The 11,364-nt window shown below is 64.8% G+C and carries 14 protein-coding genes; 7 read left to right on the top strand and 7 right to left on the bottom strand.

Features of this window, described 5'->3' with window-relative positions:
• Positions 1-60: 60 nt before the first annotated feature.
• Positions 61-687 (bottom strand): outer membrane protein, encoded by a 627-nt coding sequence (locus tag MA07_RS13305; RefSeq protein ID WP_036351245.1) that lies wholly within the window; start codon positions 685-687, stop codon positions 61-63.
• Positions 688-982: 295 nt separating this feature from the next.
• On the opposite strand from MA07_RS13305, the gene MA07_RS13300 reads away from it, so the two are divergent.
• Positions 983-1,738: an SDR family oxidoreductase gene (locus tag MA07_RS13300; protein ID WP_052003135.1), complete on the top strand. Its 756-nt coding sequence runs from the start codon at positions 983-985 to the stop codon at positions 1,736-1,738.
• On the opposite strand, the gene pgeF is transcribed toward MA07_RS13300, so the two are convergent.
• The 3 genes from pgeF to lgt are packed head-to-tail and all read right to left on the bottom strand — an operon-like array spanning position 1,728 to position 4,435.
• On the bottom strand, positions 1,728-2,495 hold the full coding sequence (pgeF, locus tag MA07_RS13295) for a peptidoglycan editing factor PgeF (protein ID WP_036351241.1): 768 nt from the start codon (positions 2,493-2,495) through the stop codon (positions 1,728-1,730). The two genes, MA07_RS13300 and pgeF, sit on opposite strands and share 11 nt — an antisense overlap.
• 9 nt (positions 2,496-2,504) lie before the next feature.
• Positions 2,505-3,581 carry an SAM-dependent methyltransferase gene (locus MA07_RS13290; RefSeq protein ID WP_036351239.1) on the bottom strand — a complete coding sequence of 359 codons (1,077 nt, stop codon included), beginning with the start codon at positions 3,579-3,581 and terminating at the stop codon, positions 2,505-2,507.
• Positions 3,578-4,435, bottom strand: coding sequence for a prolipoprotein diacylglyceryl transferase (gene lgt / locus MA07_RS13285; RefSeq protein WP_036351237.1), 858 nt, complete (start codon positions 4,433-4,435; stop codon positions 3,578-3,580). Before lgt ends, MA07_RS13290 begins: the two co-directional genes overlap by 4 nt.
• A gap of 135 nt (positions 4,436-4,570) precedes the next feature.
• Here lgt and MA07_RS13280 point away from each other — a divergent pair, with 135 nt between their 5' ends.
• The 5 genes from MA07_RS13280 (at position 4,571) to MA07_RS13260 (ending at position 7,651) form a co-directional block, all read left to right on the top strand.
• Positions 4,571-4,849, top strand: a complete 279-nt coding sequence (locus tag MA07_RS13280) for an accessory factor UbiK family protein (protein ID WP_036351235.1) — start codon at positions 4,571-4,573, stop codon at positions 4,847-4,849.
• A 243-nt stretch (positions 4,850-5,092) separates the two neighbouring features.
• A complete protein-coding gene (locus tag MA07_RS13275; protein WP_036351233.1) occupies positions 5,093-5,593 on the top strand; it encodes a YbjN domain-containing protein in 501 nt (166 codons plus the stop codon).
• Positions 5,594-5,664: 71 nt separating this feature from the next.
• Positions 5,665-6,492 carry a pyrroline-5-carboxylate reductase gene (gene proC / locus MA07_RS13270; RefSeq protein ID WP_036351232.1) on the top strand — a complete coding sequence of 276 codons (828 nt, stop codon included), beginning with the start codon at positions 5,665-5,667 and terminating at the stop codon, positions 6,490-6,492.
• Positions 6,493-6,583: 91 nt separating this feature from the next.
• On the top strand, positions 6,584-7,273 hold the full coding sequence (locus MA07_RS13265; RefSeq protein ID WP_052003134.1) for a hypothetical protein: 690 nt from the start codon (positions 6,584-6,586) through the stop codon (positions 7,271-7,273).
• Positions 7,274-7,291: 18 nt separating this feature from the next.
• Positions 7,292-7,651: a tRNA-binding protein gene (locus MA07_RS13260; RefSeq protein WP_036351228.1), complete on the top strand. Its 360-nt coding sequence runs from the start codon at positions 7,292-7,294 to the stop codon at positions 7,649-7,651.
• Here MA07_RS13260 and MA07_RS13255 read toward each other — a convergent pair whose 3' ends face one another.
• From MA07_RS13255 to MA07_RS13245, 3 genes are read right to left on the bottom strand one after another with little or no spacing between them, the layout of a single operon-like run.
• Complete coding sequence (locus tag MA07_RS13255) at positions 7,652-9,019, bottom strand: ATP-binding protein (protein ID WP_036351225.1); 1,368 nt, start codon at positions 9,017-9,019, stop codon at positions 7,652-7,654.
• A complete protein-coding gene (locus MA07_RS13250) occupies positions 9,016-9,732 on the bottom strand; it encodes a response regulator (protein WP_036351223.1) in 717 nt (238 codons plus the stop codon). Before MA07_RS13250 ends, MA07_RS13255 begins: the two co-directional genes overlap by 4 nt.
• Before the next feature lie 36 nt (positions 9,733-9,768).
• On the bottom strand, positions 9,769-10,290 hold the full coding sequence (locus tag MA07_RS13245; RefSeq protein ID WP_036351222.1) for a MarR family transcriptional regulator: 522 nt from the start codon (positions 10,288-10,290) through the stop codon (positions 9,769-9,771).
• A gap of 160 nt (positions 10,291-10,450) precedes the next feature.
• Between MA07_RS13245 and MA07_RS13240 the strand changes: the two genes are divergently transcribed.
• Positions 10,451-11,338, top strand: a complete 888-nt coding sequence (locus tag MA07_RS13240) for a branched-chain amino acid aminotransferase (protein WP_036351220.1) — start codon at positions 10,451-10,453, stop codon at positions 11,336-11,338.
• Positions 11,339-11,364: the final 26 nt, after the last annotated feature.

Below are 11,364 nucleotides of genomic sequence, written 5' to 3'. Positions count from 1 at the left end.
CAACGAAAAAGGCCCGGGTGTTGACCCGGGCCTTTTCTGTCTCTGTAGAAGAGACGGATCTTAGTAGGTGCCGAAGCGGAAGTTCAGACCAGCGCGCACCACACCGAAGTCGGTCTCGCCGTCGAAGCCCGGGAAGTCGTCGTCGTTGTCGAGGTTGACGTACAGACCTTCGATCTTGGCCGACAGGTTGTTGGTGAAGGCGTACTCCACACCACCACCCACGGTCCAGCCGTTGGCCTCGTCAGCGAAGGCGAAACCGCCGGTGGCGTAGATCAGAGCGCGGTCGAAGGCCACACCGGCGCGAGCACGCACCGTGCCGAACCAGTCGCTGTTGTCGATGTCGTAGGTGGTGCCGCCCACCACGAAGGCACCCTCACGGCCGAAGTCGGCGTACTGGATGTCGCCTTCGAGACCGACCACGAACGAGCCGATCTGGTAGTTGTAGCCAACCTGGGCGCCGCCGACGAAGCCGCCGTCGTTGTCGTCGTCAGCCAGGGCAACGGAGTCGAAGTCGTCGTCCGACCAGCCGTAGCCAGCGTTCACACCGACGTAGAAGCCGGTCCAGGTGAAGATCGGAGCAGCGGCAATGATCGGAGCCGGCGGAGCAGCGCGCATGGGCAGGTCCGCAGCGGAGGCAGCCCCGGCGAAGCCGAAGAGGGCGACGCTGGCGAGAAGAATCTTCTTCATGGTTTCTCTTTCCTAATCGATGTCATGCCAGCCGGACCCACTTGTCGTCGGTTCAGGCCGGGCACTCCCCATTTATAGAGCGACAACCTCGCGAGGGCTGTGACCTCACAACCACAGCGGCCAAGAAGTGCTGTGGCAGGATTGTGGCGGCAATACGCAGATGAACCCCTTGCGACATCGCTAGGCCTATAACGCACAGCTTGGCCGTTAGTTCGACGCAGCAGGGAAAAAATGTCATTTTCTTGGCGAAGACAGATAACTGACGCTATGTAATTAAATTTCAAGAGGCTTCATCATGAAAAAAGCAGCTCTCGTCACGGGTGGAGCCCAACGCATCGGGCGCGGCATTGTCGAGCGTCTTGCCGATGAGGATTATGCGGTGGCCATCCACTGCCGCCGCTCGACAGACGAGGCTGAGCGCATGGCTGCGCGGATCAGAGCGGCCGGTGGGAGGGCGGTCGTCGTGCAAGGCGATCTGGCTGAGGGCGATGCGGTCGAGCGCCTTGTGCCGGAGGCCGTCCGGGCGCTGGGCCCTCTGACTCTTCTCGTCAACAATGCTTCCGAATTTGAGCCCGATGAAGTCGAGACCCTGTCGCAGGAACGGTGGGACCGGCATTTCGCCGTCAATCTGCGGGCTCCTGCCTTCCTCGCCCGCGACTTCGCACACCAACTGCCCGCCGAAGGCCGGGGCTGCATCGTCAACATCGTCGACCAGCGGGTCTGGAAGCTGACGCCGCAGTTCTTCTCCTACACGCTCACAAAAGCCGCTCTCTTCACCGCCACCCAGACCATGGCCCAGGCCCTGGCGCCCCGGATCCGGGTGAACGCCATCGGACCCGGACCGACCCTGTCGAACGTGCGCCAGGGCGACGATGATTTCGCCAAGCAGAGCAGCGCCGTGCTGCTGGGGCATGGTGGAACGCCGGACGAGATCGCCGATGCGGTGCTCTATCTCGCTGAGGCCCGCAGCGTCACGGGCCAGATGATCGCCGTCGATGGCGGCCAGCATCTCGCCTGGGAGACGCCGGACGTCGCCGGCATCAGGGAGTGAGCGCGATCGCCGAGATCAGGCGACCGTAATCCGGCTCCTGCCGGTGGGTGGTGCGGCGATAGCTGAAGAACCGCTCCTCGTCGGAATAGGTGCAGAGCCCGAGATCCGTGAAAGCGCCGATTCCTGCCGCTTCGAGGCGGGCACCGATAAAGCCGGGGAGGTCGAACATAGCATGTCCCGGCTTCTCCGCCTCCTTCAGAAAGCGCTCGTGGCCCGGTGCTTCCGTCATGAAGCGCTGGATGAAGTCGGGGCCGACCTCGTAGGCCTTCTGGCTGATCGTGGGCCCGAGCACCGCGACGATGTTGTCTCGCTTCGCGCCCAGCCGCTCCATCGCCTCGACGGTGGATTCCAGAACGCCCGTCACGGCCCCGCGCCAGCCTGCATGGGCTGCTCCGATCACACGGGCCTCAGCGTCGGCAAACAGAACCGGCCCGCAATCCGCCGTGGTGATGCCGAGCGCCAAGCCCGGCACAGTGGTCACCATGGCGTCGGCCTTGGGGCGCTCGCCCTGCCACGGACCCTCCACGATCACCGCGTCGGGCGAGTGGACCTGATAGATGCTGATGAGTGCTTCGGGCGCGACGCTGAGCGCCTCGGCCATGCGCCGGCGGTTTGCCTGCACCTTTTCCGGATCGTCGGAGGAGCCGACACCGCCGTTGAGCGAGGCATAGATCCCGTTCGAGACGCCGCCTTCCCGCGTGAAGAAGGCATGGCGGATATTGGGCTGGGAGGAAAGGGCAGGGGCTTGGATGAACATGGGGCGATCCTACGAAGAGGAGGGCAGGGCGGGCAACCCCGGCACGGCCTGGATGGCTTCCTGTGTAACGGCCAAAACCTTAAACAGCTCTCCCATGCCGGTCGGTCCGCGCTCCGTGAGGCGCGCGAGGGCCCGGTCGATATCGGCCGCCTGGGCCGGCGTGGCGCGAGCCTTCAGGGCGTCGGCGCGAGCCTCGATCCCGAGCGCTTGAAGAAAATCGCCCTGGGTGACGATGCCGTGAACCCGGGCGCCTTGCGTCGCGGCGGCTTGGGCGAGGCGGTGGAAGTCCACATGGGTGGTGAGGTCGGCCTCGCCCGGCTCCTCCAGCGGATCGACGGGCCGATGGCTCTTCAGGGCCTGCAAGGTGTCGCCGAAGGCCGGGCCCCAGTAGCCGTAGTCAAGGATGAGGGCGGCCCCGCCGTCGCGGGCGAGCCTGCCGGCGAGGGTGCCCGTGATGTCAATCGAGGCGGCAGGCCATTCAAGGATGTCGCTCAGGCGCAGCGGCTTGCCGAGGGTGGGTTCCGACTCCGGGCGCAGGCCGAAGATAAGGCGCTCGCCGTCGAGGCCCACCAGCCGCTCGCACCAGCCTCGGTCGGTGGCAGCGAACTGGCGCACCGGGAGCGCGTCGAAGAACTCGTTGGCCACGAGAAGCGTGGGGCCCGCAGGCACGTCCTCGATTCTGTCGTGCCATTCAACCTCGAATCCGGAGGAGGCGAGGGAGGCCTGCTGGCGCTGCCTCAACGAGGGGCTCGTCTCCACGAGGTGAACGGTGGCCGCCGCCTTGAAGTCGGGCAGGAGCCGTGTCGCCCGCAGGAGATCCCCCATCAGGGTGCCGCGTCCAGGCCCGAGCTCCACGAGGCGGCACGGGGCAGGGCGGCCCATGCCGTTCCAGACCTCCAGCATCCACAGGCCGATCAACTCGCCGAACATCTGGCTGATCTCCGGCGCCGTAGTGAAGTCGCCGGCGGCGCCCAGCGGGTCGCGGGTGGCGTAATAGTGCCGGAGACACAGGTTCATGTAGCGCTCGACCGAGATCGGCCCCTCCAGGGCGATCGTCTCGCGCAAGGTCTCCTTCAGCGGCCTCACGCGGCCTCGACCGCCTGCCGGGGCCGCGTAAGGCCGCGCGACGCCAGCACGATGGCGCCGGCGCCCACGAGCGCCATGGGAATCGAGAGCAGCATGCCCATGGTGATGCCGCCGCCTAGAGCCTGCACTGAGGAGCCGAACAGGAAGCCGAGCTGCTCGTCCGGCTCGCGGAAGAACTCGCACACGATGCGGGCCAGCGCATAACCCAGCACGAAGATGCCGCCGAGGAGCCCCGGCCTGCGGAAGCCGAAGCGCCGGGCCGCGAACGCCATGACGATGAACAGGATGAGGCCCTCGCCGAAAGCCTCATAGAGCTGGCTCGGATGGCGCGGCACCGGACCCGCATGGGGGAAGACCACCGCATAGGGAAAGTCCGGTGCGGGCCTTCCCCACAATTCGCCGTTGATGAAGTTGGCGATGCGGCCGAAGAACAGCCCGATGGGCGTCACCACGGCGGCCATGTCGAGCATGGCCAGCGGGTTGAGCCCGCGCGAGCGGGCAAACAGCACGATGGCGAGCACCGCGCCCAGGAAACCGCCGTGGAAGGACATGCCGCCTCGCCAGACAGCGAAGATCTCCAGGGGCTGCGAGAGATAGGAGCCCAGGTTGTAGAACAGCACGTAGCCGACCCGGCCGCCCAGCACGACGCCGAGCGCCACCCACACGATGAGGTCGTCCACATCGATGGGCTTGGGCTGCTTCAGCCCGCCCCAGAGATCGGCCTTCGCGGCCAGGCGCTTGGCATAGAACCAGCCGCCCAGGAGGCCGACCACATAGGCGAGCGCGTACCAGCGGATCGCAATGGGGCCGATGGAGATGGCGATCGGGTCGATGAGCGGAAAGGAGAGCGGCATGAGCGGGCCTTGATCGAACGGGCTGCCATTGGACCCGTCAGGCGAGGATCGTCAACCCTGTTGCAGTTTAAGGCGAATGCGCCCATGTGTGGCGTTCCAGGGCCGATGAGCCCACCGAACGCTGTGGATTGACCCATGACCCAATCGCCCAACCGGATCTTCGATGAACTCGCCCGCTTTGCCACCGATGCCGCTGGCGCAGCCCAGGGCGTCCGGCGCGAAGTCGAGAGCGTGGTCCGCAGCCAGTTCGAGCGCCTGATCAAGGACATGGACGTCGCCACCCGCGAAGAGGTCGAGGTCCTGCGCGAGATGGTGATCGCGGCTCGTGAGGACAACGAGCGGCTCGAGGCTCGGCTGAAGGAGCTCGAGGCGAAGCTCTCCCCTTCCGCCAGCACGAGCTCTGCTGCACCCTGAACAGGGTGAAATGCCGGCCTGCATTCGGCGCGGGGCTCCTGTTGTGGACAGGTGAAACCGGCGCATTGTGACAGGGGCCGAAATCTAAGACTGTCGTTCATGAGCTGATTCGAGGCCGCTGCGGCAGGAACTCCGAATACCGAAGGTATTTCGAGGTCTTCTTCCGAGCAGTGCCCGGATTGACGCAATGGTATGGCCCGGATGTGTTTACCATGTTCGGGCGATTGAGTTGATCGGATCGACATGTCGCAGATTCATCTTGAAATCGACCGCGCGGAGCATCCCCTCGACGTGGTCGAGCGTCTGGCTGCCCTGCGTCATTGGATCTTCGATCGTGCCGAGGCGGATGAGATGTCTGTCTCCGTCGCCGGTCGCTGGGCCGATTACGACGTCGCCTTCACCTGGATCGAGGATGTCGAGGCTCTGCACATGGCCTGCGCCTTCGACCTGAAGGTTCCCGAGCGTCGCCGGCAGGATGTTCTCCAGCTCATCTCCGCCGTCAACGAACAGCTCTGGGTGGGGCATTTCGACCTGTGGAGCACCGAAAACGTGGTGATGTTCCGCCATGCCCTCCTGCTCGCCGGTGGCGCCGATCCGACGGACGGTCAGTGCGAGACCATGCTGCGGGTCGCGGTGGAAGCCTGCGAGCGCTATTTCCAGGCTTTCCAGTTCGTGATCTGGGCCGGCAAGTCGGCCCGTGAAGCCCTCGACAGCGTGCTGTTCGAAACGGAAGGTGAGGCCTGAACCTGCCTCGACAGGGCCTAATCGGCAGGGATAGATAGCGGTATTCCACATCTCTTCCTTCAGGTTAGCTTATGTCCGTGAACGCTCCCTGCCTCCCTTCGTCCCTCATCCTCGTTGGCGCTGGCAAAATGGGCGGCTCGATGCTGGAGGGTTGGCTTAAGGTCGGCATGCGGCCGCAGGGCGTCACAGTCGTCGATCCTCACCCGTCCGAGGAGATGACCTGGCTGTGCCGGGAGCAGGGGATGGCCCTAAACCCTGCAGAGCCTGCCGCCCCCGACGTTCTGGTGCTCGCCACCAAGCCGCAGATGCTGGATGACGCGGCGGCTTCGGTGAATGCCTGCCTCGGACCCCAGACCCTCATCATCTCGATCCTCGCCGGCAAGACCATTGGCGACCTGCGCTCCAGGCTCCCGGCCGCCGGCGCCATCGTGCGTGCCATGCCGAACCTGCCCGCCAGCATCGGCCGCGGCGCCACGGGTGCAGCCGTCAACGATCAGGTGAGCGAGGAGCAGCGCCTCATGGCCGATGCGCTCTTGAGCAGCAACGGCATCGTCGAATGGCTGCCGACGGAAGACCTGATCGACGCCGTCACGGCGCTGTCGGGTTCGGGACCGGCCTATGTGTTCCATCTCGTGGAATGTCTCGCCGAGGCAGGCGCCGCGGCCGGCCTCCCGCAGGAACTTGCCGAGCGCCTCGCGCGCGCCACGGTCACCGGGGCGGGCGAACTCCTGTTCCAGAGCGATCTGCCCCCCGCGACGCTTCGCCAGAACGTCACCTCGCCCGGCGGCACGACGGCGGCGGCGCTCGAAGTGCTCATGCGTGATCCGAGAGGGATGAAGGCGCTCATGCGCGAAGCGGTCGCCGCGGCCAAGCGGCGCGCCGAGGAACTCGCCGGGTGAGCCTTGGGATTGCTGCGGTGCATCCCTAGATTAGGCTGAACGGCATATCTTCAGGAGGTTGATCGTGACGGCACAGGCTTCCACAGCTCCGATGGACAAGCGCAAGGCAATCATCGAAGCTCTCATGGATCTCGCCGCCCGGCGCTCCTGGCACGAGATCGAGATCACCGATATCGCGAAGGCCGCCAATGTCTCGCTCGCGGAGTTCCGCGATCTCTTTCCCTCAAAGGGTGCCGTGCTCGGCGGGCTATCCCGCATGATCGACAAGCAGGTGCTCGAGGGAACAACGGACGACCTTGCCGGCGAGCCTGCACGCGAGCGCATCTTCGACGTGCTGATGCGCCGCTTCGATGCGATGCAGCCCTATAAGGACGCGCTGCGCCGGATCTCGCAGGACCTGCAATACGATCCCGTGTCGCTCGCGGCGCTGAACCAGGTGGCGCTCAATTCCCAGCGCTTCATGCTGGCGGCTGCCGGCATCAACACGGAAGGGCCGCTCGGCACGTTGAAGCTTCAGGGCGCGGTGCTGGTCTATGCCAACACCATGCGCACGTGGCTTGAGGATGACGACCCGGCACAGGCCAGGACCATGGCGCGTCTCGACCGCGAATTGCGGCGCGGGGAGCGCATCCTGGAAGGCGCCGAGGATCTGCGCCGCCTGAGCGCCCCGCTGCGCGCGGTCGGCCGCGCTTTCATGCAGGGGCGCCGCACGTCCCGCTCGGAACGCCGCCGCACTGCGGACGACAATGGCGATGCTGAGAATCCCGCAGCGGCGATCTGACAGGGCCGAGAGGGGCACATGGACCAGGGGCACTCGGTCTCACCGGAGATTACCTTCGACGATTTCCTGAAGGTCGACATCCGTGTCGGACGCATCCTTGCCGTGGATCCCTTTCCGCAGGCGCGCAAACCCGCCTTCAAGCTCACGGTCGATTTCGGGCCGGAGATCGGCACGAAACGCTCATCGGCGCAGATCACCGTCAACCACACGCCGGAGGATCTCGTCGGAACGCTCGTGCTCGCGGTGGTGAATTTCCCGCCGCGTCAGATTGGGCCTTTCCTGTCGGAGGTGCTGACGCTCGGCGTGCCCGATGCCAACGGCGACGTGATGCTGATCCGCCCGGACCGTGACGTGCCAGTGGGCGGCAGGCTCTACTGATCAGGCCGGCAAGCGCACCGTCGCGCGCAGGCCCCCGAGTGGGCTGTCGCCGAGCACGATGTCGCCGCCATGGGAGCGTGCGACATCGCGGGCGATGGCGAGGCCCAGACCTGAGCCGCCCTCGTCCTGATTGCGCGCTTCGTCCAAGCGCACGAAGGGCTTGAAGACCTCTTCGCGCATCGGAGGTGGGATGCCTGGTCCATCGTCGTCCACATGCAGCACGAGCCAGCGTGTTTCATGATTGGCCGTGATCTCGATCCGGTCGCCATGCCGCGCCGCGTTGCCGACCAGATTGAACAGCAGGCGCCGGAACGCATCGGGGCGCACCGTGATGATCGGGTCTCCGATGATGTCCAGTTCCGTCACATGCCCCTGCCGCTCCGCATCCGACTGCACCTCTTCGAGCAGCTGCCTCAGGTCTGTTTCGACGGCCTGCTCGCCCCCGTCGCCGCCGTCGCCACGCGCAAAGGCGAGATAGCCTTCCAGCATGCGGCTCATCTCGTCCACGTCGCGCTTGAGGTCTTCCACTTCGGGAGTCTGGTCCAGAAACACGAGCGACAGCTTGAAGCGCGTGAGGATGGTGCGCAGGTCGTGACTCACGCCGTTGAGCATCGTCGTGCGCTGTTCCATGTTGCGCTCGATGCGCCGCTTCATTTCGAGGAAGGCGTGGCCGGCCTGGCGCACCTCGCGCGCGCCGCGAGGGCGGAAGTCGATCTCGCGTCCCTTGCCGAGAGCCTCCGCCGCTTCTGCGAGCCTGAGGATCGGCCTGATCTGGTTGCGCAGGAACAAGATGGCGATGCCGAGCAGCACGAAGGACGAACCACCCATCCACACGAGAAAGATGTGCGAATTGGAAGCATAGGCTTGGCTGCGCCGAGCCAGGACGCGCATCACGTCGTTCTGATCGAGCTTGATGCGCACTTCCACATAGCTCGAGCGCCCGACCGTATCGACCCAGTAGGGGCGGTCGACCTGGCGGCGCAACTCGTTGGAAAGGGTCTCGTCGAGAATATCGAAGAACGGTTTCGGCCCTGGCGGCGGCAGATCGGTGTTGCGCAGGATGTCCACATCGAGCTGCAGGCGCTCGGAGGCGATGCGCGAGAGGATGTTGGTGTTCCTGTCCTGCGGATAGCTCTCATAGATGTCGATGAGCGCCGCGATATCGGCCGTCACGGCCGAGGACAAACGGCGCGTCACAAGTTCGTAATGGCGCTCCATGAACACGTACGCCACCACGGATTGCAGCAGGATGACCGGCGCGATGATGATGATGAGCGCGCGTGCATAGAGACCCTTCGGCAGAAAACGCCCGAACCAGCGCGCGGCGTGGTCGAGGGGCGAATAGTTCAGGGTCGCGCCGATCTTCATCGGTCGATCACGAGCCGGTAGCCGATGCCGCGCACGGTCTGCAGAAAGATCGGGTTGGCCGGGTCGGTCTCGATCTTGCGCCGCAGGCGATTGATCTGGACGTCCACCGTGCGCTCGTTGGCGGCGATCCCGGTTCCGGACAGCGCCTCGCGGGGCACGTTGTCGCCCGCATGGCTGCCGAGAATGGTCAGGATCTCGCGCTCGCGCTCGGTGATGCGCACCATCTCGTCGCCTCGCCGCAACTCGCCCCGGTCGAAGCGGTAGGAGAAGGGGCCGAAATGGATCACCTCGGGCGTGTCGCCGTTGGCAGCACCCGGTACAGGCACCGCGCGCTTGAGGATATTGCCGAGCCGCAGGAGCAACTCGCGGGGCTCGAAGGGCTTCGACAGGTAGTCGTCCGCGCCGATCTCAAGGCCCGTCACCCGATCAGAGGTGTCGGAGCGGGCGGTGAGCATCAGGATCGGCACCTGCGAATGCTCCCGTAAGGAGCGGGCATAGTCGAAGCCGGTTTCGCCCGGCATCATCACGTCGAGGACGAGGGCGTCGAAGACGAAATTGTCCGCCTTGGCCCGCGCCTCCGCGGCGCTGGCCGCCGCCGTCACCCGATAGCCGTTTTCGCTGAGAAACCGGGTCAGCAGGTCACGCAGGCGCCGGTCGTCGTCCACCACGAGGACGTGCGGGGCGTGGTCGGGAATGTCGATGCGTGCATCCATCGGGTCTAACACTTCACTGTCGCGGACCCTGCTTTATCAGGTTTCCTCGGACCCGAATACGAGGTGCTTCACATGAGCGCTGCTGTCCGGATCGATCAGGCTGAGGAGATAGCGGCTGACCAGGTCCTTGGCCTCCGGCTCCATGCCGGACAGAGCGCGCATGATGCGGCGGGTCTGGAGCTTTGCAAGCTTCAGGGCCAGCTCCCGGCCTTGAGGCGTGGCATAGAGGAGGCGCTGGCGCCGGTCGGCGGTGCCCATCCGGCTCTCGATGAAATCCTTTTCGATCAGCTCCTTCAGAACCCGGTTCAGGCTCTGCTTGGTGATGCGCAGGATGTCGAGGAGCTCGGCGATGGTGAGACCCGGGTTGCGGCTTACGAAGTGCAGGACCCGGTGGTGCGCGCGCCCGAAGCCGTATTCGTCGAGGATCCGGTCTGGATCGCTGACGAAGTCGCGGTAGGCGAAGAAGAACAGTTCGATCAGGTCATAGGCCGGGGTCTCGGCGAGGATGTCCTTGCCGGGGTGATGAGACTTCATAGCTGGAAGAGCGTCAGGCACCATCCTGTTCCCAAATTTTATGTCAGCCTTGTTGACATATCTCAGGACGATTGTTACTCGTCAAGCCGCTTCCGCGAAATGAATGCAATTGAAATTGGCTGGGAGCGCACCGGAAATTACCCGACCCTGGTAGCCACAAGGTCGGCCTTCAAGGAGAGTGACAATGTCCGCGACCCCCTTCGATCAACGTGATGGATGGATCTGGTACGACGGGCAGCTTGTACCCTGGAAGGACGCCCAGCTTCACGTTCTCTCGCATGGCCTCCATTATGGTTCATCCGTGTTCGAAGGCGAGCGCGCCTATGGCGGCGAGATCTTCAAATCGACGGAGCATTCGGAGCGCCTGAAGAAATCGGCCGAGATCCTCGATTTCGAAATCCCCTACAGCGTCGCCGAGATCGACGCGGCCAAGCGCCTCGTTCTTGAAAAGAGTGGCATGAAGGATGCCTATCTGCGTCCCGTCGCCTGGCGCGGCTCGGAGATGATGGGTGTGGCCGCTCAGGCCAACAAGATCCATCTCGCCATCGCGGCCTGGGAATGGCCGAGCTATTTCGATCCGACCGAGAAGATGAAGGGCATCCGCATCGACATGGCGGAATACCGCCGTCCCGACCCGGCGACGGCCCCGTCGGCGGCCAAGGCCGCGGGCCTCTACATGATCTGCACCATCTCCAAGCACAAGGCTGAGCGCAAAGGGTATGCAGATGCGCTCATGCTCGACTGGCAGGGCCGTGTGGCGGAATGCACGGGCGCCAACGTGTTCTTTATCCGCGACGGCATCGTCCACACGCCGATTGCCGACTGCTTCCTCGACGGCATCACCCGCCGCACGGTGATCGACCTCGCCAAGCGTCGCGGCTTCGAGGTTGCCGAGCGCCGGATCATGCCGGACGAGCTCCCGAGCTTCAACGAATGCTTCATCACCGGCACGGCGGCCGAAGTCACGCCCGTGTCCGAGATCGGCCCGCACAAGTACCAGCCCGGCAACATGACCAAGGTGCTCATGGACGACTACTCGGCCGAGGTGCAGCCCAAGAGCAAGGCTGCTTAAGGGATCTCACCTGATAGACTATCTCT

Source organism: Microvirga sp. BSC39, from assembly GCF_000739015.1.
Lineage (GTDB): Bacteria > Pseudomonadota > Alphaproteobacteria > Rhizobiales > Beijerinckiaceae > Microvirga.
Note: the sequence above shows the minus strand (reverse complement) of the source record. Positions and strands in the feature narration are given on the sequence as shown.

Coding starts and splice junctions, on each gene's coding strand:
- MA07_RS13305 (WP_036351245.1), bottom strand. CDS start 687: ATGAAGAAGATTCTTCTCGCCAGCGTCGCCCTCTTCGGCTTCGCCGGG.
- MA07_RS13300 (WP_052003135.1), top strand. CDS start 983: ATGAAAAAAGCAGCTCTCGTCACGGGTGGAGCCCAACGCATCGGGCGC.
- pgeF (WP_036351241.1), bottom strand. CDS start 2,495: ATGTTCATCCAAGCCCCTGCCCTTTCCTCCCAGCCCAATATCCGCCAT.
- lgt (WP_036351237.1), bottom strand. CDS start 4,435: ATGCCGCTCTCCTTTCCGCTCATCGACCCGATCGCCATCTCCATCGGC.
- MA07_RS13280 (WP_036351235.1), top strand. CDS start 4,571: ATGACCCAATCGCCCAACCGGATCTTCGATGAACTCGCCCGCTTTGCC.
- MA07_RS13275 (WP_036351233.1), top strand. CDS start 5,093: ATGTCGCAGATTCATCTTGAAATCGACCGCGCGGAGCATCCCCTCGAC.
- proC (WP_036351232.1), top strand. CDS start 5,665: ATGTCCGTGAACGCTCCCTGCCTCCCTTCGTCCCTCATCCTCGTTGGC.
- MA07_RS13265 (WP_052003134.1), top strand. CDS start 6,584: ATGGACAAGCGCAAGGCAATCATCGAAGCTCTCATGGATCTCGCCGCC.
- MA07_RS13260 (WP_036351228.1), top strand. CDS start 7,292: ATGGACCAGGGGCACTCGGTCTCACCGGAGATTACCTTCGACGATTTC.
- MA07_RS13255 (WP_036351225.1), bottom strand. CDS start 9,019: ATGAAGATCGGCGCGACCCTGAACTATTCGCCCCTCGACCACGCCGCG.
- MA07_RS13250 (WP_036351223.1), bottom strand. CDS start 9,732: ATGGATGCACGCATCGACATTCCCGACCACGCCCCGCACGTCCTCGTG.
- MA07_RS13245 (WP_036351222.1), bottom strand. CDS start 10,290: ATGGTGCCTGACGCTCTTCCAGCTATGAAGTCTCATCACCCCGGCAAG.
- MA07_RS13240 (WP_036351220.1), top strand. CDS start 10,451: ATGTCCGCGACCCCCTTCGATCAACGTGATGGATGGATCTGGTACGAC.